This is a genomic window from Pseudomonas sp. B20, assembly GCF_020515755.1.
GTDB classification, from domain to species: domain Bacteria; phylum Pseudomonadota; class Gammaproteobacteria; order Pseudomonadales; family Pseudomonadaceae; genus Aquipseudomonas; species Aquipseudomonas syringae.
The window spans coordinates 1-21,921 of record NZ_JAHPJG010000036.1 but is presented as its reverse complement, the minus strand read 5'-3'; the positions used below and the strand labels follow the sequence as shown (position 1 = coordinate 21,921).

The following is a 21,921-nucleotide window of genomic DNA, read 5'->3' as shown; positions in this document are numbered from 1 at the left end:
CGGCGAAGAGTTCCGCTACGACGCCGCGGCCAACCGCCTGAACTTCAACACCAGCCGCTTCGACCACGTCAAAGACAACCGTCTAAAACAGTGGGCGAACCACGAATACAAATACGACGCCTGGGGCAACCTGATCGAGAAAGTCGTCGGTATCGTGCGCTGGCAGACCTTCACCTACGACTGCGAAAACCGTCTGGTCAAAACCGAGACCATGGCTGACACGCAGGTGGAAAGTACCAGCAGCTATCAGTACGACAGCCTCGGTCGACGCGTCGCCAAACAGTCCGAGATCTAAGGCCACACCGACCACAAACGCTTCCTCTGGCAAGGCCTGCGTATGCTGCGTGAGGAAAGTCCGGGCCAGAGCAGCCTGTATATCTATGAGCCCGGCAGCTATGCACCCTTGGCACGTGTTGACGAGAAAGAAGGCGAGGTCGAGAACAAGGTTTACTACTTCCACACCGACCAGATCGGTACGCCCCTGGAAATGACCGATGCCGAAGGGCAGATCGTCTGGCAGGCCAAGTACCGGGCGTGGGGTGCGGTGGAAAAGCTGGTGGTGAACGAGGTCGAGCAGAACCTGAGGTTTCAAGGGCAGTATTTTGATGCCGAGACGGGGCTGCATTACAACACGTTTCGGTATTATGACCCGGAGATTGGGCGGTTTATAACGCAGGATCTGATTGGGTTGGCTGGAGGGTATAACCTGTACCAGTACAATATAAGTCCAATTCGCTGGATTGACGTGACGGGTCTAGCCGGATGCACCTTGATAAAAGCAGATGCCGTTGATCACGACTGCCTTTTAAGGTTAAAACGCTCCGAATATCCCGAAACCTTTGGTCACATACAAGACGCAATCAATGGCGGGCAGCCGTACATGGTTACCACCCAGAGAGATGCAGCAAAATTAAATAGAAAGACAAGCCTCAAAGACGCTAAAACAATGAAGTCAAAAGATCGCGACGAATGGCCTATGGCCATGTTTAAGGAGGGAGGGAACGGTGCAAGTGTTAGACACATCGATCCTAGTGACAATAGAGGAGCAGGATCTAGTATTGGCAATGTGCTTTCAGGCCTTCCAAATGGAACTAAGATTAAAGTAGAGGTTTTCTAATGGCAAATTCTAATCAAGTAGTAGACTTACTCATATCTCATAGTCAAATTCAAATTCGGGCACGTGCATATGACGAAGCTTCGAGCCAATGGGGCAAGTTAAATATTGATCAAGGTGCTGTAATACATAAAGACTACGTAATATTTGACCCCCTACCAGATGACACATTTGGTGCGAATATAAGCTTGACTTTAGACACGAATTTTAATTTGGACACACAAACTCAACGCTGCATAGTAGTACCCTTTTTTATTTCAAAAAGAAACGAATTAGAGGTTGCCTCAGCTGCTGAAAAAGCCAAAGTCGTTCTAGATGTCGAAGAGCGCCAATATGCTCTTTACTATGAAGTTTGTGAAGGTGATGAGATTTTTTATAAGTTCACGTTTGTGCCTTCCAATGATGAGTTTGAAGCAAAATATCTTATGGATGATCCATGGGGTGGGCTAAAGGGGCAGACACTGGTTAAGGGCGTTGCTTAGTTTCCAAGCTATTGGTTTTCGTTTTCTGCCATGATGCCGTCAAAGTTTTCTGAACTATATGAGCTCTTTAAAATCTTGGTCGAAAAAAGGGGCTGTCAACTTTGTGCCAGCCCTTCTTTTTTCAATCGGCAGTCTGCTGGCAAAGCTAAACGACGACGTGCATCAGGACTATGCATACGACAACGGTGACCGACTGCTATCGATCAAACATAAGCCGACGGACCTAGGCGGAAAACTCGGCGTCACCGCTGAGAAGACAGACTTCGCCTAAGACCTATGGGCCATTATGTGAAAGACCGTAACCAATGGGGCGCAGGCTGCCAGGACGATTAACTCAGCAATTTGACCTCACTGCCTCTTCGAATAGACCAGCACCTAACCATCCGTATTACGACATCGGCAACCGTCTGAACCTCAGCACCGGCCGCTTTGACTAGGTCACACGTCAAAGGCAACCATCTAAAATAGTGGGACGACTAGTCATATACTTAAATATTTAATGTATGATCTTTCGGCCCACGCCATTAACTTTTGCTATATTTCGCTTTTAAAACTTGAGTTAACCACATGATCGAACCACAACCCAACGCAATAAAAAAGGGACTTTACGGGTCTTTCTTACTGATCGCCTTATTTGGCACAATGTCGACGTTTAAATCTGATTTTTTCTGGCTGGTATGCCTCGGGCTCTTTACCCTACTCATGCGGGTAATATATTTGATTTACCTGAGCGAAAGCTTCACTGCAATCGCAGTTCATTCTTTCACAGGCCTTTTCTCTTCATTTCTACTCATAAATACAAGCGTTATTTATCTTATAGCAAAATCTGAATACGGCGCTTCAACGACAGATGCTTTATCGTGGGCGATGATTCCGGCCTTACTGATGCTCGTTTCATTTTTATTTATTTACTTCACAAAATCGAGATCAAGTCAGCTTTCTTTTGAGACCAGAGATAACAAGGTCTATATGGTGCACGGTTATGTCAGCACGAGAAACGGGAACTTACTGAGCGGATGCGTCATTGTGGCCGGAATCGCTGCAATGATCGTGTGGCCTATAGAACTGATCATTATGGTCAGTATCTGGATAGCACTGAGCAATCTTTACCTTCTTTACTGGAACAGGGACGCCATCCGAATACTGAAAAAAATCCTGGCGCTGGAAAAGAAGCACAATCGGTCTTACACGTTCGAGTACATCGAACAGCTTCGTGAAGCACGCAGTCGCTGGTGGCTGGGTAGGTTTTTGAAATGGGTAATATCATTCAGCAAATGAAGTCAGGTAGCAGACCATCAGCGAAGAAGACAACTAACCGCCACACCCAACCAAGGAAGAAAAATGGGTAAGCAATCTCGCAGCAAGCGCGCCTCGCCGGAGCCTATGGTGATTTACCGCAGTCACGTGGCCGCTTTCCGCTCGCGTTATCTGCTGTCCTTTCTGACTCCGATCTTCATGGGCATATTTTCTCTCGCCATTACCGCAGGCACGATGGTCGATGCGTACTTTCCAAATGAGCCGGAACGAACGGGCCAGTCGATGATGCTCATGATGGGCGTAACACTGGTATTGAGTTTCGGCGGCATCATGATGAGTCGCGGGCATGCCTGCGGAATGTGGATATTGGCGGCCATTCTGGTGAGCTGCTTTTTCGCCGTGTTGCCCACTGCCCCTGCGCACTGGCGGCGTTTTGAATTGATGCTTTACGTGCTGGGGCTGCTTTTCCCGTTGCTGGGCCTTTTATCGCTCAACAGCGAGCGCGGCCGGGAGTTGCGCATGCAATGGGGGATTATTCGATCCGAACGCAAGGAGATCCGTCAGGAGATGCGGCGGCGCAAGGATCTCGAGGTGCATCGTGAAAGCCTGCGCAAGAGAAAGGCGCTACGCAAATAGCCTTGGCTCGACGAGGACTTTATCGCCCCCAACAAAAAACCCGCCGAAGCGGGTTTTTCCAAGACCATCCCGACTCCCTGTCGGCTGCCTCCGAGGCAATGGTCGATCATCCTTGATCCTGGTGAACTCCTGTTCACCACTTGATGGATCTAATGCTACGGAGTAAGGGTCAGGTCGGAAATGGCCAAATCCCTCCACCGCGTGTAAGCGTTTGGCTATACCTTGTCGACGCGGGCTTGAAGAGGTCGGGGCGCAATTGCGTAGTACGCCACCTCGAAACTTCATACAATCGCTCGCTGGTCAAAAAAGCAACAACGTCAGAGACACAGGATTTCCCGGAAGAAAACGTCACCCCACGGAACACAAGGAGTAGAACCATGAGCACGACAGATCAGACCCAAAGCACTGGCCAGCACAGCGCCAAGTGGCAAGAGCGTTTCAATTTTTTCGAGACGTATGGTGCGCCGAACGATCCACGCTTCAAGCCGGCAGTGAACGCGCTGCCTGACTTCAAGAAGAAGTTGCTTGTCTGCGCCAACATCATCGCGTTTTTCTTCGGTCCGATTTACTTCTTCGTGCTGGGTCTGTGGAAGAAAAATCTGGCGCTAATCGGCGTCATTATCGCGGTCAACATCGTTATAGCTCTGCTTTTCGGGATCCTTGGAATGGAGGTTCCGGCAGCATTGGGCACAGGCTTGAACGTCGTGTTTTCTCTGATGTACGCCCTGACGGCCAACTACTCCTACTACCTCAAGGAAGTGAAAGGCGAGCAAGGCTGGAACCCGTTCAAAGGCATGCGTCTCTGACCTGCAGATGTAGCCAGCTGAGCACCCGCGCCGCTCAATAAGCGTGCGGGTTGCCTGCGGATAAACTCCCCTCGGGCTTTATGCCTGCCCTTCCACCAGCCGCAACTCCCCATCCACATACAGCACTTCACGCCCCACCCACGCCAGATCAACCTGCGGCAGCACGGCCGAGGGTTTGCGCAGTTCACGCAGCAACGTCGAGCCGTGCGAGAGACGTCCGCCCATGCGCGCGATTACCGCGCGGGCGTTTTGGTAGTGCGCGTGGCGTCCGGGGTCGAGGGTGTCTTCCAGCAGGATGTCGTCACCCAGAATGCCTTGGACCTGGCCAGGATAAATCATGAAACCGGTGGCCTGCTCGGTGCCTTCGCGGCCGTCCTGCCAGAAGCTGCCGGCACGGCTGCGAATATCTGGATGGGGCGCAAACCAGTGTTCCCGATCGGCGCCGGGCATGGCGTGATGCAGGCGGAAGAACAGGCGCATCAGGTTGTCGCGATACCACTCGCGCACTTGCAGGTAGTAGCCGCGCATTCCCGGCAGGCCTGCGCGGTGGGCGATGCGAATGAAACCCGGCCAGGTCGGAAAGGCTTGTAAAGGCAGGCCAGTGGCTGCCGGGCGCGGGGTCGCGGGGTCGGTTTCCCAGGGCAGCCGGTGCGGGCAGTGCTCCAGGTCGTCGTAAGCGGTCGGCGGACGTCCCAGCAGGTCTCCGCCGCTGCTGGCCAGCGAGGTGGCGATGCACAGGTTGCCTTGCACGACGAACACGTAGAAACGGGTGAACCAGTCAGCCAATTGCTGGCCGTCAGCACCTTGGGCCGTGAGGGCATGCAGCTCTCGGTCGAAGCGCTGCAGTTGCTTTTCAAGGGTCAATAAGTGACCACGCGCGATGCGCTGCATCCGCAGAAACACGGGTAACGAGCGCAGCAGACGCAGCGGTCGCCAGGGCAGATGCGGGGTCGCGCCGCCGACCTCATCGGCGTAGCTGCTGGAGGCGATGCCCCAGTCAGCCAGACGTGCGAGAAACAGGTCGTTGTTGATGTAGGAAGCTGCGCCAAACAGTGCGGTGAATGGCTCGTTGTCCTGCAACACGCGCGAATCCCAACGCGCCATGATCGCCGGGATGCTGCCTGCGGCCCGCCGCTGTGCGTACTCGACCAGCCTGCTGGGCTGTGGCGGCAGGATCTCCGCAATATTGGCGGCGGTCAGGTGACGGCGCCAGCCGTAGTCACTGATCGGGCGGTACTGCAGCAGCCACAGCTGGCGGCCATCCCAAGCCCACTCAACGTCGCCCGGCACGTAGTGAAATACGCGCAGAACGCCCTGCAGGAAGTCCCAGAGCGCCTCCTCAGTCAAACCGTGGGATGGCTTGAAGTCGCCGCTGCTCCAGGCCGCGCCGAGGCGGGAAATGATTGCTCGCTCAGGACTTGCCTGACCGTCGGCCAGCGACTCCAGATGCCCTTGCACCCACTCCAGCTCGACCGACAGGTGACGCACGAAAGCGATCCCGGAAAGCACCGGCGTGATGAAGCGCTGCACCACCACCTCTTCGACGCCAGCGTTGTGCAGCTCTGCGACGCGCGCGGGAACGTTGTGGCCGGGCTCGCGAAGAAAAGTGGTGCTCAGACCGGCATTGGCCGCATCGGCCTGATCCTCACCGAAACTGGATGAGCGCACGGCCCAGATAGCGTCAGGCTGACGGGCCAAAAACGCGGGCAAGGCCGAGTCATCGCCCTGTTCCAGAGACAGTGCCTCGGGCACCGGTTGCCCGGCGATGGCCGCCAGACGCAGACGGCCGCCTTTGGTGTGCGCAACGAACCCACGCTCGCCCGACTCCAGCCACTGCGCAAACTCGGCCGGCGCGTCGATCCACGGGTAGTGACCCCAGCCCGGTTTCAGGCTGATGGTCAGGTCGGCACGCGCCAGAATGGCCGACCACGCTGCTGCCTGCTCGATGCCCAGAACCTTGTCCTGATCGCCCCAGACCAGCTCTATCGGATCCTGCACCCACTCCAGCAGCGGCAGCGCGGTGTCGGCCCGCAACAGGTCCCAATACGGCACGAAAGCACGGCAGCGAGCGTAACCGGAACCCATGCGCTGGTAGTGCGCGGCAGGCCAGCGCTGCCTGGAAAACTTGTGCGCAAACAGCGTGGGCCTGTTGGCCAGCAGCCAGTGAATGGTCTTGCGAATGGGTAGCGGCGACATCAGCGCAGGCAAACGCCGATGCCACAGAAAAGCTCCCACCGGGGCCAGCAGCACGCTTCTGCAGAAGTGTCCGGGCTGGCGCTGCAAGGCATGCATGACCAGCAATGCATTGACCCCCACAGCGACGATGGCGCTGCCCTTCACTGTCGCCGCCAACAGCGCATCGGCGTAGGCGGCGAGGTCTTCGCAGGGTGGCTGAGGATTGTTGCCGAAGCCTGGCAGCTCAAGCGGCACGACCTGATGCTGCTGAAAATGCGGCAGCGCGTCGTCCCACCATTCGGCACTGCTGCCGTTGCCCGCCAGCAGATACAGCAGCGGCAAGTCAGACATGACGAGGCTCCTTCGACGCGTGAACAGCCGAAGTGCGGCGATCATGGCGATACAGCCAGATCAGCGGCGGCAACAACGCCAGCAGCGCCGCCAGATCGAGCCACACGTGCGACCAGATGCCCCCACGCACGGAAATCAGGATGTCCTGAGGCGCCCAAAGCAGCAGGCCCGCAATCAGCCAGCCCCAGGGCATGGCACTTTTCAGGCGATTGCCCAGGTGCACCAGCGCCAGCATGTACATTGAATAGGTTTGCAGCGTTGCGCCGAACAGCGCCATCCACCAGACCTGTTGCGCGCGAGCAGCAGCGGGAACCGCCTCGGTCCAGAACGCCTGCTCGAGGCTAGTCAGATAGCCATCGAGCAAGCCGGAAAAGCCTGCCCAGGTGAACACCAGACTGCCCAGCACATGCGCAACTGCGACGGCATACAGCCAGATCACCAGCGTACGGCGCAGGGTGTCAGAAGAGAGCGGCATACCAGGTCCTTGAGTCGTCCTTGTGAGGTGGCGAGTTTAGCGATAACTCATCAGGCTTAATACCGCCGCCCTTGCCTGCGGCTCGATTTACTGTGGATGCTGGGCGCTGCTGCGCGTGACACCGTAAAGGCCCTTTGCCTCCAGTCAAAACTACCAGTAGCCATCACCCCGCTTTGCCCTTCAATGTACGGCTCCGCTCGTCAGGCCATCTGCCGGGCGAGCCCAGCAGTCGGGAGTAGCGGTGATGGATGCGCTGAATGTCATCAATATCGACACTGACGGAATCAACTCGCTGTTCAACACTGTTATGCAGTACGGAGCGACTGTTGTTTTGAGGTTGGTGATCGCCGCGTTGCTGTGGATTGTCGGTCGCTGGCTGATCGGTGTGCTGGTCAGGATGGCGCAGCGCTCGCTGACGCGGCAGCGGTTTGATCCGACGGTCCTGCGCTATGTCGGCTCGTTCATCACGGTGACGCTGAATATCATTCTGGTGATCGCCATTCTGAGCTATTGCGGCATCGAGACCACCAGCTTTGCGGCGCTGCTGGCGGCCGTGGCGCTGGCGATCGGCATGGCCTGGTCGGGTTTGCTGGCCAATCTGGCCGCGGGTGGTTTCATCATCGTGCTGCGGCCCTTCAAGGTCGGCGATCTGATTTCGGCGGCGGGCGTCACCGGGACTGTGGTCGAAATCGGCTTGTTCGTTACGTCGATCAACACTCCGGAAAACGTGCTGAATCTGGTGGGCAACAACAAGATCTTCTCTGACACGATCGTCAATTTTTCCAGCAATGCCTTTCGCAGTGTCGAACTGACCGCGATATTGCCCGGCACTGCCGACGAGCAGAAGATCATCCCGCGTCTCAAGGATCAGATAGCCCGCCTCCCCAACGTACTGAGCAGCCCTGCAGTGGATGTGCACCTGTCCTCTGCGACAGCCGACTCCATCACCTTGTCAGTACGGCCCTATTGCCACAATGATCACTATGATTCAGTGCATCGCCAGACCCTTGCACTCATCAGAGCGTTGATGCTGCACCTGTCCTGAGCGGCACGCATAGGCAAAATTCATCGCCCTTCAAGCTCACCCGAACCTGTTGGCAGCCGATCAATAAGGATCGGTCCATATTCCGCGTGGCCTCTGCTTTTTTATCTTTACGGGTTTAACCATGAGCCTTTTATCTCGTTTTCGGGCCGGCACATCGCGGACCGAAGGCGCCATCAGTGTCATTACGTCCGCCCGAGAATTGAACGCCAAGCTGTCTGCGCTGAGCTTCGATCCGGTCTATCTGACCGGTTTCGTTTCGCCGCACGTCGACTTCGATCAGGTAGCCAAGTCTGTCGCTGCGCGCTTTCCCAACGCGAAGATCAGCCTGTGCACAACGTCAGGCGAACTGTGCTCGGGCAATGATTCGCTGTACTGCGCGGCGGATAACCAGTGGGGCCGGATTGTCCTTGCGCTGTTCGACTCAAGCGTCATCAAGAGTGCGGAGGTGGTGCACATTCCGCTGCACAGCGAAGACATTCGCGGCGCGGGCAAGCGACTGTCGATGCGTGAGCGCATTGCGCGCCTGACCGATTCGATCAAGCGCACGCAGATCAACACCCCCATCGACCACCGCGATACGCTGGCCTACGTTACGTTCGACGGGCTGTCGGCATCGGAGTCGTTCTTCATGGAAGCGCTGTATGAGTCAGGGCGCTTTCCGTGCCTGTTCGTCGGCGGTTCTGCGGGTGGCAAAGGCGACTTCAAGAAGACCTTGATTCACGACGGCAAACGCAGCTACGAAAATCATGCCCAGGTGGTGTTTCTCAAGAGCGCGAAAAACGTGCGCTTCGGTGTCTTCAAGAGCCAGAACTTCGAGCCGACGCCATTGAGCCTGAGCGTGCTGACGGCTTCCCTGGAGGAGCGTTACATCAGCCAGGTGGTCAACGCCAGAGGCGAGATCACCACGATGGTTGCGGCGCTGTGTGACGCGCTCAAGTGCGAGCGGCATGAGCTGGAGGGCAAGCTGGCGCAGTACTCGTTCGCCATCCGGGTAGGCGAAGAGCTGTTCGTGCGCTCGATTGCGCGCATTGATTATGAAAGCGAGCGGGTTCACCTGTTCTGCGACGTGGCCCCCGGCGAAGAGCTGGTGATGGTCAAACGAACATCCATGATCGACACCACGCGCAAGGACTTCGCGCGCTTTCTGCAGGGCAAGTCCGGAAAGCCGCTGCTCGGCCTGTTGAGCGACTGCATCCTGCGGCGCCTGAACAACGGCAGTGAACTGGGCCGGATGAACGATGTGTTCGGTGCGACGCCGGTGGTGGGCTTCTCGACCTTTGGCGAGATTCTGGGGTTGAACCTGAACCAGACGCTCACCGCCGTGTTCTTCTTCAAGGTGCCCGAAGGGCAGCCGTTCCGCGACGACTACATCGATAACTTCATCGCCTATTACGGCGAGTTCAAGGCGTTCTTTCTGCGTCGGCAGATCAAGAAGCTGGCCGGTCTGAGCCATGTGGTGGTCAAGCAGATCGATCAGTTCAAGCAGCGCAACTTCGTGCAAACCATTGACCCGAGCAGTCTGGACGAGCAGATCCGTCCGGTGTTCGGTGGCCTGAGCGACCTGGGCGATGTGCTGGTCAAGGCCCACCATGATCAGGAAGAAATCGCCGCTCAGTTGCGCCACTACTCTGGCGAGCTGCATGTGTCGATGGACGAGCTGTCGCAGACCATCACCCAGCAGGAAACGGTTATCGACAAAGCGGGCAACACCGTCAAAAGCCTGGTCAGTCAGGCGGACGAGGTGGTGCTGGGCTCGCGGGAGCTGGCCAAGTCCAGCCTGCGCATTCAGTCGGTGGTGCAGATGATCCAGCAGATCGCCGGGCAGACCAACCTGCTGGCGCTGAACGCCGCCATCGAGGCTGCGCGGGCGGGCGAAATGGGGCGTGGCTTTGCCGTGGTGGCCGATGAGGTACGCCAGCTTGCGCAGAAAACGTCGCAGAACGCCAACGACATCGGCACCGATATCGAGCGTCTGGCCGAGGAAATTCGCAAGGTGGCGCAGCACATCGAGGAGCAGTCCCTTGAAGTCGGAACGCTGACCGGGCTGTTGTCGGAGCTGGAAGGCTCCAGTGACATGACGGCGGGCACCTCGCAGCGTACCCGGCAGCTGGCGGACACCCTGCGCGGCCTGACTCAGTAGCAGCGCCTGCTGTCAGGACGGCAAATGGCCCGTCCTGACAGCAGACCATGTTACAAGCGGCTTACTGGTTACCCAGCACGCCGACCTTGCCCATGACGTTGCTCATGAACTGCTGCACGGTCATTTTCTGGCCATTGAAGTCGACCATCTGGTTGGCGTAATGCAGGTCGGAGACGATGTTGTCGCCGTCGACCTTGGCCAGTTGCATCATCTCGGCCATGGCGCTGGCCATGTCGCCAGCGGCCTTGGCCTGATCGGCGATGACCTTGAGGTCGGTCTGGCCTTCACGCATGGCTTGCTGGGTCGCGAGATCGCGGATCATCGGTTTGGACAGGACGACCTTCGCGTTGACTTCGCCCAGGCTCTTCATGAGCAGCGCATCGGAAGGCTGATCGAGCGGGCCTGGATCGGCCAGGTCCACGGCGATACGCATGTGGCTTTCACCGTTGCTGGTCTTGAGCGAGAGTTTTTCCAGCTCGATGTGCGGTTTGGCCGCCAGCAGCGTTTTCATCTGGGTGTTCATCAGCTCCTGATCAGCCGGGCTCAGCTCCAGACGGAACGGACGTTTCTCCTGCGCGGCCTCCTGCTGCTGAGGCAGGATTTTATCCTGATACAACTGATACAGCGCCTGAGTCGCCAGCACATCGAAATTGGCGATCTTGAAGCCCATGTGCGCAGAACCGACGTCCTTGCCCGCGTAGGCAATCATGCCGGCATCGTAGTTGATCTGCGCTGCCAGGTTACCGGCATCTTCCTGCGCCAGGTTGGTGTTGGTGAAATCCCGGATCTGTACCTGTGGCTTGCCCACCACCTGGAAACCCGCGTTCTGGATTTTCATGTTGGTGTGGCCCAGATAGAAACCGGACTTGCCTTTGGTGCCACCCGTGTCGAAGGTCATGCCTTTGATCTCGATGCTGACCGGACCGTCAGGCGACGCGACATTGAGTTGCAAATTGTCCATGTTGCCCGCAAGGCTGAATTTTTCCGCGTCGGCCGACGACTCGGCATTCAGGTTGAGGCCTGAAAAACGGAACGTGCCGTCGACGTCGGTCATCTCCAGCGGGGCCATCTGCAGCGTGCCTTTGGTGGCGCGGTCATAGCCGATGCTGGCCTGGCCTGTGAGCGGTGGAACGTCCTTGCTCATGGCGAACCATTTCTCGGCGCTGGGGCTTTTTTCCATCTGGAAATTGCTCAGGGCCATGACCGGCAGCAGGTTCAGGGTCTTCAGATGCGACAGCGGAATGGGGCCGTGCTCGATATGGTCGACGAACAGAAACTGGCCGCCCTGGGTGCTATCGGACAGGTTCTGGATGTCGACGCGGTAGTGCGCCGTGCTGCTGAAGAAGTGCTTATCGAGCGAGAGCATTTCCAGTTTGACGCTGGTGTCCGTGCCCTTGAACGACTTCGCCAGTTCCTGATTGGCCTTGCTGATCGAGTCGTTCAGCGCGCCTTCCAGCTGATTGCCGGTGTACCAGGCACCGGCCGTAGCCAGTGCGCCCGCTACGACGATGACGCCAATCGCTATACCTGCTGATTTATTCATAGTGACGTGAAGATATCCGTTCTGATGATGGGAAAGTCGTACCGGGACCGGCAGCGCCGATTGAAAGCCGCGAGAGACTATCATCGGCAGATCCCGACAGCCCAGCCTTCATGGCCATTTCTGTGGGCGCGTCGCCCTTCTGTAAGCGCGTTGGACATGGCCTTGTGCTTTTTGTTGCGCACGCCAATCCCGCGGAAAGGTTTTGAAACAGACCCTAGCCACAGCCTTCCCGGAAACGTTAGGCTGAAACGAATTTGCGAACAGGACGTGATCACATGAGCGAGCAGCAAACACAACGAGGCCCGATCAAGGCCGTCATTTTCGACATGGATGGCCTGTTGCTGGACACCGAGGGGGTTTACACCGAAGTCACCCACTTGATTGCCAGCCGCCACGGTCGCACCTTCGACTGGTCCGTCAAGCAGCACACCATTGGCCGCGGTGCCCGGGACTTCTCGGACTACGTGATCAAGGCGCTGGAGCTGCCGATGTCGATCGACGAGTTTCTCGAAGTCAGGGAGCCCATGCTTGAAGAGCGTTTCCCGCGCGCCGCAGCCATGCCAGGTGCCGAAGCGCTGGTCCGCCATCTGGCTGCGCATAATATTCCGATCGCCGTGGGCACCAGTTCGTCGGTGCATTACTTCGAGGCCAAGACCACCCTGCACCGCGCATGGTTCGAACTGTTCGACACCGTCGTCACCGCCGACGACCCGGAAGTCGGCGCTGCCAAGCCGGCACCGGACATCTTTCTGGTCGCCGCCCGCCGCCTTGGCGTCTCGCCTGCCGATTGCCTGGTCTTCGAAGACTCGCCATTCGGTGTGACCGCCGCCAAGGCTGCCGGGATGTACGCCGTCGCCGTGCCGGACTCGCACATGCCGGTCGAGCAATACGAGCATGCGGACCTGCTGCTGGGCTCGCTGGCCGATTTCCCGCTCAAGGCGTGGGGGTTGCCTGAGCTCGTCTGAATGACATGGAGATGCTGAGCATGAATTATCGAACCCTTGGCCAGTCCGGCCTCAAGGTTTCCACACTGACACTCGGCTCGATGATGTTCGGTGAGCAGACCGGCGCCGAAGAGTCGCTGCGTATCATCGACAAGGCCAGGGATCAGGGCATCAATTTCATCGACACGGCGGATGTCTACAACGCCGGGCGCTCGGAGGAAATCGTCGGTCGGGCCATCGCGGCGCAGCGCAGTGACTGGGTGCTGGCCACCAAGGTCGCCATCGGCCCGGCAGACGGCGTGCCCAACCGCGCCGGTCTGAATCGCAAGCACATGTTCAATGCCATCGAGAACAGCCTGCGGCGGCTGGATACCGACTATGTGGATATCTATTACCTGCACAAGGAAGATCACGACACGCCGCTGGAAGTGACGGTGTCGGCGATTGGCGATCTGATCCGGCAAGGCAAGATCCGCTATTGGGGCGTGTCGAACTTCCGCGGCGGGCGAATTGCCGAAATCGTCAACGTCGCGCAACGCCTGGGCGTCGACAAGCCGGTCATCAGCCAGCCGCTGTACAACATCGTCAACCGCCAGGCTGAGGTCGAGCAGATCACCGCTGCCGCACACCATGGCCTGGGCGTCGTGCCCTACAGCCCGCTTGCACGCGGTGTGCTCAGCGGTAAGTACGCTCCGGACATCGCTCCCGACAGCGAGAGCCGCGCCGGACGTCAGGACAAGCGGCTGCTGGAAACCGAATGGCGCATGGAGTCGTTGCGCATCGCGCAGCGAATTCAGGCGTATGTGCAGGACAAAGGCGTCGGCATTGTCGAGTTCGCCATTGCCTGGGTGCTCAACAACCAGGCCGTGACCTCAGCCATCGTCGGACCAAGGACCGAGCAGCAGTGGGACAGTTATACCAAGGCACTCACGGTGGAAATCACCGCTGAAGACGAAGCGTTCATCGATTCGCTGGTGACACCCGGCCATGCGTCGACGCCAGGCTTCAATGACGTTCAGCACTTCGTTTCCGGCCGCCTGACGCGCTGAGACGATCACGCCTGCGGCCTTATGCCGTGAGCGCATCACTGTTGCGCTCTGGAACGATCGTTTCAGAGCGCGCTGTCATAAAAACAACACGTGAAACTCCTGTTACCTATGAATGCGAACTCGGTACGTGGGGTCGATGAGCGCTAAGATAGACGCATATTTTGTCGAGCTCGCCGGGCTGCAGCGCGGTTCGGCGCTCGCCGTTAAACATAATGATGTTTGTATTTTCGCGACGGACTGGCAAGTCTTGGCTAGTCTGTCGGCAACAAAGCGATTAATTGGACGTTGTCCAGCCAGGGTTGATGAAGAAGTAGGTCAATGCGCAAATCAGATAGAGAAGCCTTTCTGGGCTCCGTACTGGGCAATGAGCAGCCTCCGGCGCACCTTGCCAGAACCGTGATTGAAGAAAAGCTGCGAAACGCCATTATCGACGGCAGCCTGCCAAGCGGCACGGCATTGCGCCAGCAGGAACTGGCGACGCTGTTTGGCGTCAGCCGCATGCCTGTGCGCGAAGCACTGCGCCAGCTCGAGGCGCAGTCGCTGCTGCGTGTCGAAACGCACAAGGGCGCGGTGGTCGCACCGTTGATCACCGAAGACGCGGTGGATGCCTATTCCTTGCGCATCCTCCTGGAATCCGAAGCGTTGCGCCTGTCTATCCCATTGCTGGACGCCGATGATCTGGCGGCGGCGAAGGGCTATATCGAGCAGCTTGAGGTCGAGACGGATTTCGGCCAGATCGGCAGACTCAACCGGATGTTCCACCTTTCGCTGTATGCCAAGACCCACAACAAGCGTCTCATGCGTCTGGTTGAAGAAGGCCTGAACGAAGAAGAACGCTTCCTGCGTTTCAATCTTTCCGACATGGGCCTGGGCAAGCTTTCTCAGGATGACCATTGGCAGCTGTTGCGCCTCGCCGAGCAGAAAGCGATCGAGCCCTGTGTCGAAGCACTGCAGCATCACCTCAACCGTGGTGTTCAGGCCGTCACTCAATACCTGAACAGCAAAAAGGCCACCACGGCCAAGTCGACCCGTGCAGTAAAGAAAAACCCCGCCTGAATCATCAAGGCGGTCTATCCAGCAGGCGATGACACAACGTCTGCGGATTGGCCGCTTGCACCTCCCGCCCTCCTCTTCACACCTCCTCGACGCATTGCCAGGCTCAACCTCGGCATGGCGTTTTTATCGCTATTTTCCTGATCTGCCGGATGGCACAACGCCGGAATGAGGCAAACTCGGCCGTGGCGCTGAGGAAACCAACCGGAGGATGTTCCTTGGCTACGACTGAACGGCTCGCACAGGACTGGAGCGGTTCTCTGTTCATCTGAACTCAATGGATAAGGAGTTGTTGAACGGGGCAAACAGACATTGGAAGTCATTTCCAACTTCGCCCATTAAAAAATCCAGAACCCTGATTATTCAGCACATCGGCAACGCTGGGCGAGGCATTCGCTCATTATTAATAATTCTGACTTAATCAGTCGGGAGGGTTGTCTGCACGCCTATAAAACGTATTCACGCCGTTTTATATGGCAACTTACATGCTAAAAAAACAACCTATTAAATATTATTAAAAAATGATTGCAGCCCTTGATAAGTTTGTTTTAAGTTTTCTTCGTCGTCAGTGATGTCGGCGGCTCACCGGGCGGGACCTCTTGCTATACAAGGGCTGGCGCTCGGAAAGCCAACGCGGCAGGGTGTCTCGAATTGAAATAACCAATGCGTGTTTGCGGCGAACAGGTCCCTCACACTCAGGCCCGTGTTCGCCTCGCACCCGGCATTTCATTGCGTTTTATCGCGGCACTGGCGACACGTTTATATCGTAGAAAACTGCAGTGCTACTTACCGCCCTCTTTCAATAGGACCGTCATCATGCCTTGTGAAAAAACGCTGCTCGCACACAAGAAAGTTGAACTTGGCCGTCATCCGATCTTTGCAGAAATCACCACATTGGATGTACTCCGGCGCTTTATGGAGACCCACGTATTCGCTGTCTGGGATTTCATGTCGCTGACCAAGCGCCTGCAACAGGAGCTGACCTGCACCCAGTTGCCGTGGCTGCCGCCGACAGATGCTTCCGCTGCCCGCCTGATCAACGAGATCGTTCTGGGTGAGGAATCCGATAATCGACTGGGCGCGGGTCATTACAGCCACTTCGAGCTGTATCTGGATGCGATGCGCGAGATTGGCGCGAGCACGGTACAGATCGAGCGCTTCATCGAGCTGCAGAGACAGGGCATGCGTTACACAACCGCGCTGCAACACGTCGACGCGGGGCAGGCGGCGACGGCATTCGTGACACACACCCTCGACATCGCCCTGCATGCGCCGGCACACAGCGTTGCTGCGGCCTTTCTGCATGGACGCGAGAGCGTCATCCCACAGATGTTCCAGACCATCCTCGATGACTGGGGCATCACCGCCCACCAGGCACCCACCTTCCGCTACTACCTGGAGCGCCACATCGAAGTGGACGCCGAGGACCACGGTCCGGCAGCAGAGCAGTTGCTGACTCGTCTGGTTGCCGGCGACGCGCAGCGCGAACGAGAGGTTTATCAGACCGCCATCGCCGCTGTGGAAAGCAGGATCCAGCTGTGGGACACGCTGCGCCTGAGCATGCGAACGCCGCTCGTGCAGGCCAGCGCGTAAGACCCGCCCGCAACACCCTGAAGCCTTTACAAGGAAGCCATCATGAAAGCAGAAGACTACATGTCGTTCATCGATGCGTGGGAAGGTCGCGCCACCATTCGTACTCGCCCACGCAGGATGGTCGAGAACGATGACAAACTGATCTACCCCCTCAGCCGCCAACCGCTGGTGCTCAGCGACACGTTCACCCGCGAGTGTGCGCATTTGCGCGATTACGCGCTGGTGCAGAGCCTCTACAAGTTCATCAATGATGTGGTGATCTTCGAGACCGAAATCGTCGACAGGACCGCGCGCAGCATCGCCAAGGACCACTTCACGATTCGCTTCCCGTTTGCCTGTCGCTATGACGCGATGACGGTGGTGGTCGATGAGGACTATCACGCACTGGTCGCGATGGACTTCATGCAACAGACCATCGCCCTGACGGGCATAGAACCTATCCCGTTGCCGGACGAGATTGAACTCAGCCGGGCCATTCCCGCCGCACTGACTCTGGCCCCCGAGCATCTGCGCAGCGCAGTGGAGCTGATCTGTGTCGCCATCGCGGAGAACACCGTGACCAATGACGTGGCGGCGTTCGCCAAGGACGAATCGGTCAAGCAATCGGTCAAGGGTCTGATGGCCGACCACTTGCTGGACGAGGGGCGTCACTCGGGCTTCTGGGCGCGGCTGGTACGCATCTACTGGCACACCGCTCCCCGACAGGACCGGGAATCCATCGCCCGCATCATGCCGGTGTTCATCGCTCAATACCTGACCAACGATATTCAGAATGGCTTCGACTTCACCCTGATCGACCACCTGCAGGTGCCGGACACCATCAAGCACGCGCTCAGGGAGGAGACCAGGGCTGTGAGTTTTCCAGTCAACCGCCATCACCCACTGGTGGCCAACATCGTGCGCTTCTTCAAGAACAGCTCGATGCTGGACGATCCTTGTGTGCAGCGGGCGCTGGCGGACTATCTGCCTGCGCAGGGGACGCTGCAATGAAGCGCCTGGAGATTGTGCTCATTGGTCACAGCCTGACCTTGAGTGAACTGAATGCCGAGCTGCTGGACCACGGGCATGGCGTGCGGCATCTGTCTGATCAGCAGGCGCTGGACGCGTTGACGATGCCTGATGGCGGCGTGCTGATCGAAGATGGCAGCCTGGACCTTTATGAGGAACAACTGAATGCGTTCGGCCGCTGCACGCATCTGAGTCTGCGGGTCGGTTTCGGCAATGCGCTGGAGTACGGGTTACCTCGGCTGGAGCTGCTGTGCTGGCATGGCGCTGCCCAGGCTCGACGCTTGATCGTTCGTGAGTGGCTGCCGGTCGAGGAATCAGGCAACGGGCGCGTACTGCGTGATGCGGCTGTCGCTGCCATGGTGGATCTGGCGACATTGCAGATCAGCCGTTTATCCAGAGACGACGACTATTTCAACGGTCTGATAAGCGTCACACCCGCCCAGGGTGATCGACAGCATGGCTTGCAGGCGATTGATCAATTGCTGTTCGAGCATCGCCTCAATCAGACAGATCAACCGCATCTGCTGAAACTGGCCGAAACACCCATCACCGAACGGCTGGAGCAGGCGTTGCTGACGTTTGCCGAACGCCCGGCACTGTCCGTCCGCAACCAGACGCTCAGCTATCGGCAACTGCACGCGCACAGCCTGGCTATCCAGCGCTTGCTGCGGCCATTGCTGGCGCACGCGAAAGCCGACGCACCTCCGGTGATTGGTATTTGCCTGCGCAAGTCAGCCGAGCTGTATGCCGGCATCCTCGCGATTCTGGGTTGCGGTGCGGTGTACCTGCCGCTTGATCCCGGCCAGCCGGTGCAGCGTCAGCAGTACATTCTGGAAAACTCGGGGGCGATGCTGTTGCTGCACGATGGCTCGCACCCGCTGGCGGCTGCGGAGTTTCCGGCGCTGGATATCGCGGCGGTGCCTTTAGAGGGTGGCGCTTCATGCGTTGCACGCGTTGCTGCCGGTCAGGATGCGCCCTGCATGGCGCTGTACACGTCGGGCACCACCGGGCAGCCGAAAGGCGTATTGCTCAGCCAGCGCAATCTCAGCCACTTCACCGCCTGGTATGCCGAGCATGTGAGCCTGAACGAACACAGCCGGGTGCTGCAGTTCTCTACGCTGAGTTTCGACTCGTCGATCATCGACATTTTCCCCACCTGGCTCAGTGGTGCGGAACTGGTGGTCCCCGATGAAGACCAGCGACGTGATCCGTTGCAATTGGTCCGCGTGCTGCAACAGGGCATCACCCATGCATTCCTGCCGCCGGCGCTGTTGAGCATCCTGCCACTGGATCAGCCGCTGGGGCTTGAGCATGTCATGACCGGAGGCGACGTCTGTGAGCCGCATGTGATTGCGCAACTCACCGGCCAATGTCATTTCCACAACCTGTACGGCCCCACCGAAGCCACAGTGTTGGTTACCGCCTGCGAGTTCGCTTCGTCCAGCAGCAACCGCCATCTGGGCCGACCGATCGCCAACAGTCAGGCGTGGATTCTGGACGAGCAATTGCAGCCCGTGGCCGAACAGACTCAAGGGGAGCTGTACATCGTGGGCCCCGGTGTGTGCCTGGGCTATGTAAACAATCCGGAGCTTACCGCCGAGCGTTATGTGTGGCTGACGAAGCCGGATGGTCAACTGATGCGTGCCTACCGTACCGGCGATATGGCCAAGTGGACCGCTGACGGCATTGTCCTCAGCGGACGCCGTGATAATCAGGTGAAGATTCGCGGTTTTCGGGTCGAGCCGGAAGAGATCGAGCATTGCCTGCGTGACAGCGGACTGTATCGACAGGTCGCCGTGGTGATCGACAGGCAGCGGCGAATTCTGGCGTTTCTCGCTCAACCGTATCTTGAGCATGACGAACAGGCGCTAAAGGCGCATGTACAACGCCTTCTGCCTGATTACATGCATCCGGCCGTCTACACGATGTTGCCCGGCCTGCCGTTCGCCAGCAACGGCAAGGTCGATCGCAAAGCGCTTCTGGAAATACCACTGAGCTTTATCGGGCAGCACACTCGTCGCCAACCCGAGACGGAGCAGGAACGGGCGCTGCTGGAGCTATGGGGCGAGCTGTTGGAGCTGCCGCCAGACGACATCTCGACTGATGAAAGCTTTTTCAATCTCGGAGGCCACTCGATCCTGCTGTCACGCCTGTTGCTGGGCGTTCGTGAACGCTTTGGGCGCAGCATTCCCATCAATCGTTTTATCGAAGCACCGACCGTGCTGACACTCGCCAGCCTGGTCGACAGCGACGGCACTTCTGCCGGAGTCCTCAGTGCTCAGGCCCTGCGGGATGCGAACCCGGACTTTCAGCTGGCTACGTTGCCCGTCAGCAGGATCGGGGATGTTCATAAAGTGATTGTCACGGGTGCCAACGGCTTCCTGGGTGTGCATATCGTCGAAGCGCTGCTCGACTGGGGGGCGACCGAGATCGCCTGTCTGGTGCGCGAGGCTTCTGGACAAAGCGCGCAACAGCGCTTCGAACATGCCCTGCGGGAAAACCGCCTGGATCACCTGGACCTGAGTCGCGTGAAGGTCTACCCCGCTGACCTGACCAAGCCCCGGTTGGGGCTCAGTGAAGCAGTGTATGAGCGACTGGATCTGGAGTTTGGTGCGTTGGTGCACAACGCTGCCAATGTGAACCATGTTCAGGATTACGAAACCCTGTTCAAAGACAATGTGGCTCCGGTTTTTGAATGCCTGAAGCTGTGTGAGGGGCGCAGTAAAAAGGTCTTCAATTTCGTCTCGACGCTGTCTGCCTGCAGTGCCATCGATGCCGTCGGCAATGTGCTTGAACAACCCGCTGCCGCGACCCCACCGATCTACATCAAGAACGGCTACAACCTCTCCAAGTGGGTGGCTGAGCGCATCCTGCAATGTGCCCGCGACCAAGGTGCCTGGGTGAATATCTATCGCCCCGGCAACATCGCCTTCAACAGCGTTACCGGTGTGTGTCAGCCACAGAAAAACCGCTTGATGCTGATGCTCAAGGGTTCGCTGCAATTGGGTCAGGTTCCGGCATTCGCCATCAACTTCGACCTGATGCCGGTGGACTTTCTGGCGCGCTTCATCGGCTTCCATGCCAGCCGCTACCAACCAGAACACGCGGTGTTCAATCTGCATAACCCCGAGCCCTTGAGCTGGAGCGACTACGTGCACGCCTTCCGCGAGGCAGGGCGTCAGTTCGAGCTGGTCAGCGTCGAGCAATGGCAGGCGCAACTCCGGCGCGTCGACAGCCAGAACGCGCTGTTTGGCGTGCTGGGGTTCTACCTCGACGGGTTTGAAGAAGACATCGGCGATATCTCGATGATCGAGCACCGCAACACCTTGAACGGCATTCGTTGCATGGGCGAGCAATACCCGCAAAAAGCTCCAGCGTTGCTGCGCAGGGGTTGCGATTACCTGAAAGAAATCGACTTCATCTGAGCCATTACCCACTGAGATAAATGGAGAACGACATGAACACACTTCACAGCAATCTGAAACCCGACACCCTTATCAAGAACCCGGTGGCGTGCCGAGTGGTGTCCGCCGTGGACGTCTCCGGTGACGCGGCCAGCGTGTGGGCTGTTGTCGGCAACTTCGGCGGCTTCCAGGCATTCATACCGGCGCTGGAGAGCATCGAGGTCACTGGCGAAGGTCAGGGCTCGGTTCGCAACAAGCTGTTCAAGGATGGCAATGTGGCCATCGAACAGCTGAACTCCAGGGACGATCAGGCGCTTTATATAACCTGGTCACTGATCCACACCAGCTTGCCGGTCAGCAATCTGTGGGCGGCAATGACCGTTGAAGCCAGTGGTGATGGCGATACCTGCATCGCCAGTTGGACGATTGTTGCCGACCCTGTTGAGGGAGGGCCTGAAGGGGATGCATTCGAGGCGTTTCTTCAGGGGTTTGCAGATGGCGCAATGAGTAACGTGCGCAGTCTGTTTGGCTGATTGACGCTGCATCACAGCAGCCCGCTAGGAGCGAATGCCTGAGCGGGCTTTTTTGTTTGATGACCCATAACGACAAAACCCCTCATCGCGTAAGCGATGAGGGTTTCTGGAATTCAATCTTGACGATGACCTACTCTCACATGGGGAAACCCCACACTACCATCGGCGATACATCGTTTCACTGCTGAGTTCGGGATGGGATCAGGTGGTTCCAATGCTCTATGGTCGTCAAGAAATTCTGTTGCTGATCCGTTAGCAGGTAACGTTCCAGCGAATTTTGGTGACTTCTACTTAAACAAAAACCCTCAACGCG

General features: G+C 57.7%; 15 protein-coding genes, 1 rRNA gene and 3 pseudogenes. 15 read left to right on the top strand and 4 right to left on the bottom strand.

The features are described from left to right. From LIX91_RS25005 to LIX91_RS24980, 5 genes and pseudogenes are all read left to right on the top strand, one after another. Window positions 1-757, top strand: a pseudogene (locus LIX91_RS25005) (RHS repeat domain-containing protein); the annotation flags it as partial. A gap of 359 nt (window positions 758-1,116) precedes the next feature. Continuing rightward, the gene (gene comJ, locus LIX91_RS24995) at window positions 1,117-1,596 is read left to right on the top strand and encodes a competence protein ComJ (protein ID WP_226489374.1); all 480 of its coding nucleotides are present in this window, start codon (window positions 1,117-1,119) and stop codon (window positions 1,594-1,596) included. A 567-nt stretch (window positions 1,597-2,163) separates the two neighbouring features. Further along, a complete protein-coding gene (locus LIX91_RS24990) occupies window positions 2,164-2,874 on the top strand; it encodes a hypothetical protein (protein WP_226489373.1) in 711 nt (236 codons plus the stop codon). Window positions 2,875-2,937: 63 nt separating this feature from the next. Beyond that, entirely contained in the window at window positions 2,938-3,489 is a 552-nt protein-coding gene (locus LIX91_RS24985; RefSeq protein ID WP_226489372.1) for a hypothetical protein, read from the top strand. Window positions 3,490-3,866: 377 nt separating this feature from the next. Continuing rightward, a complete protein-coding gene (locus LIX91_RS24980; protein WP_003424322.1) occupies window positions 3,867-4,295 on the top strand; it encodes a DUF2628 domain-containing protein in 429 nt (142 codons plus the stop codon). 78 nt (window positions 4,296-4,373) lie between these two features. On the opposite strand, the gene LIX91_RS24975 is transcribed toward LIX91_RS24980, so the two are convergent. Both LIX91_RS24975 and LIX91_RS24970 read right to left on the bottom strand, forming a co-directional pair. After that, the gene (locus tag LIX91_RS24975) at window positions 4,374-6,821 is read right to left on the bottom strand and encodes a PEP-utilizing enzyme (protein WP_226489371.1); all 2,448 of its coding nucleotides are present in this window, start codon (window positions 6,819-6,821) and stop codon (window positions 4,374-4,376) included. Further along, the gene (locus tag LIX91_RS24970; RefSeq protein ID WP_226489370.1) at window positions 6,814-7,296 is read right to left on the bottom strand and encodes a cell division protein; all 483 of its coding nucleotides are present in this window, start codon (window positions 7,294-7,296) and stop codon (window positions 6,814-6,816) included. Before LIX91_RS24970 ends, LIX91_RS24975 begins: the two co-directional genes overlap by 8 nt. 244 nt (window positions 7,297-7,540) lie before the next feature. Here LIX91_RS24970 and LIX91_RS24965 point away from each other — a divergent pair, with 244 nt between their 5' ends. From LIX91_RS24965 to LIX91_RS25985, 3 genes and pseudogenes are all read left to right on the top strand, one after another. Next, on the top strand, window positions 7,541-8,341 hold the full coding sequence (locus LIX91_RS24965; protein ID WP_003420445.1) for a mechanosensitive ion channel family protein: 801 nt from the start codon (window positions 7,541-7,543) through the stop codon (window positions 8,339-8,341). Between the two features lie 121 nt (window positions 8,342-8,462). Further along, window positions 8,463-9,569 (top strand): annotated as a pseudogene (locus LIX91_RS25990) (FIST signal transduction protein); the annotation flags it as partial. Window positions 9,570-10,124: 555 nt separating this feature from the next. Further along, window positions 10,125-10,481, top strand: a pseudogene (locus LIX91_RS25985) (methyl-accepting chemotaxis protein); the annotation flags it as partial. A 61-nt stretch (window positions 10,482-10,542) separates the two neighbouring features. On the opposite strand, the gene LIX91_RS24955 reads toward LIX91_RS25985, so the two are convergent. Beyond that, on the bottom strand, window positions 10,543-12,024 hold the full coding sequence (locus LIX91_RS24955) for a YdgA family protein (protein ID WP_226489368.1): 1,482 nt from the start codon (window positions 12,022-12,024) through the stop codon (window positions 10,543-10,545). Window positions 12,025-12,299: 275 nt separating this feature from the next. Between LIX91_RS24955 and LIX91_RS24950 the strand changes: the two genes are divergently transcribed. The 7 genes from LIX91_RS24950 to LIX91_RS24920 all read left to right on the top strand — a co-directional run bounded on the left by LIX91_RS24950 (window position 12,300) and on the right by LIX91_RS24920 (window position 21,608). Then, on the top strand, window positions 12,300-12,989 hold the full coding sequence (locus tag LIX91_RS24950; protein ID WP_003413731.1) for an HAD-IA family hydrolase: 690 nt from the start codon (window positions 12,300-12,302) through the stop codon (window positions 12,987-12,989). Between the two features lie 20 nt (window positions 12,990-13,009). Further along, window positions 13,010-14,017: an aldo/keto reductase gene (locus tag LIX91_RS24945; protein ID WP_226489367.1), complete on the top strand. Its 1,008-nt coding sequence runs from the start codon at window positions 13,010-13,012 to the stop codon at window positions 14,015-14,017. A gap of 318 nt (window positions 14,018-14,335) precedes the next feature. Beyond that, the gene (locus tag LIX91_RS24940) at window positions 14,336-15,073 is read left to right on the top strand and encodes a GntR family transcriptional regulator (protein WP_003413733.1); all 738 of its coding nucleotides are present in this window, start codon (window positions 14,336-14,338) and stop codon (window positions 15,071-15,073) included. Window positions 15,074-15,886: 813 nt separating this feature from the next. After that, window positions 15,887-16,663: a DUF3050 domain-containing protein gene (locus LIX91_RS24935; protein ID WP_226489366.1), complete on the top strand. Its 777-nt coding sequence runs from the start codon at window positions 15,887-15,889 to the stop codon at window positions 16,661-16,663. Window positions 16,664-16,705: 42 nt separating this feature from the next. Further along, complete coding sequence (locus LIX91_RS24930) at window positions 16,706-17,653, top strand: diiron oxygenase (protein WP_226489365.1); 948 nt, start codon at window positions 16,706-16,708, stop codon at window positions 17,651-17,653. Further along, window positions 17,650-21,096: a non-ribosomal peptide synthetase gene (locus tag LIX91_RS24925; RefSeq protein WP_226489364.1), complete on the top strand. Its 3,447-nt coding sequence runs from the start codon at window positions 17,650-17,652 to the stop codon at window positions 21,094-21,096. Before LIX91_RS24930 ends, LIX91_RS24925 begins: the two co-directional genes overlap by 4 nt. Before the next feature lie 32 nt (window positions 21,097-21,128). After that, entirely contained in the window at window positions 21,129-21,608 is a 480-nt protein-coding gene (locus LIX91_RS24920) for an SRPBCC family protein (RefSeq protein WP_226489363.1), read from the top strand. 117 nt (window positions 21,609-21,725) lie between these two features. Here LIX91_RS24920 and rrf read toward each other — a convergent pair. Further along, window positions 21,726-21,841: ribosomal RNA gene (gene rrf / locus LIX91_RS24915) — 5S ribosomal RNA — on the bottom strand. Between the last annotated feature and the right edge of the window lie 80 nt (window positions 21,842-21,921).

Coding starts and splice junctions, on each gene's coding strand:
- comJ (WP_226489374.1), top strand. CDS start 1,117: ATGGCAAATTCTAATCAAGTAGTAGACTTACTCATATCTCATAGTCAA.
- LIX91_RS24990 (WP_226489373.1), top strand. CDS start 2,164: ATGATCGAACCACAACCCAACGCAATAAAAAAGGGACTTTACGGGTCT.
- LIX91_RS24985 (WP_226489372.1), top strand. CDS start 2,938: ATGGGTAAGCAATCTCGCAGCAAGCGCGCCTCGCCGGAGCCTATGGTG.
- LIX91_RS24980 (WP_003424322.1), top strand. CDS start 3,867: ATGAGCACGACAGATCAGACCCAAAGCACTGGCCAGCACAGCGCCAAG.
- LIX91_RS24975 (WP_226489371.1), bottom strand. CDS start 6,821: ATGTCTGACTTGCCGCTGCTGTATCTGCTGGCGGGCAACGGCAGCAGT.
- LIX91_RS24970 (WP_226489370.1), bottom strand. CDS start 7,296: ATGCCGCTCTCTTCTGACACCCTGCGCCGTACGCTGGTGATCTGGCTG.
- LIX91_RS24965 (WP_003420445.1), top strand. CDS start 7,541: ATGGATGCGCTGAATGTCATCAATATCGACACTGACGGAATCAACTCG.
- LIX91_RS24955 (WP_226489368.1), bottom strand. CDS start 12,024: ATGAATAAATCAGCAGGTATAGCGATTGGCGTCATCGTCGTAGCGGGC.
- LIX91_RS24950 (WP_003413731.1), top strand. CDS start 12,300: ATGAGCGAGCAGCAAACACAACGAGGCCCGATCAAGGCCGTCATTTTC.
- LIX91_RS24945 (WP_226489367.1), top strand. CDS start 13,010: ATGAATTATCGAACCCTTGGCCAGTCCGGCCTCAAGGTTTCCACACTG.
- LIX91_RS24940 (WP_003413733.1), top strand. CDS start 14,336: ATGCGCAAATCAGATAGAGAAGCCTTTCTGGGCTCCGTACTGGGCAAT.
- LIX91_RS24935 (WP_226489366.1), top strand. CDS start 15,887: ATGCCTTGTGAAAAAACGCTGCTCGCACACAAGAAAGTTGAACTTGGC.
- LIX91_RS24930 (WP_226489365.1), top strand. CDS start 16,706: ATGAAAGCAGAAGACTACATGTCGTTCATCGATGCGTGGGAAGGTCGC.
- LIX91_RS24925 (WP_226489364.1), top strand. CDS start 17,650: ATGAAGCGCCTGGAGATTGTGCTCATTGGTCACAGCCTGACCTTGAGT.
- LIX91_RS24920 (WP_226489363.1), top strand. CDS start 21,129: ATGAACACACTTCACAGCAATCTGAAACCCGACACCCTTATCAAGAAC.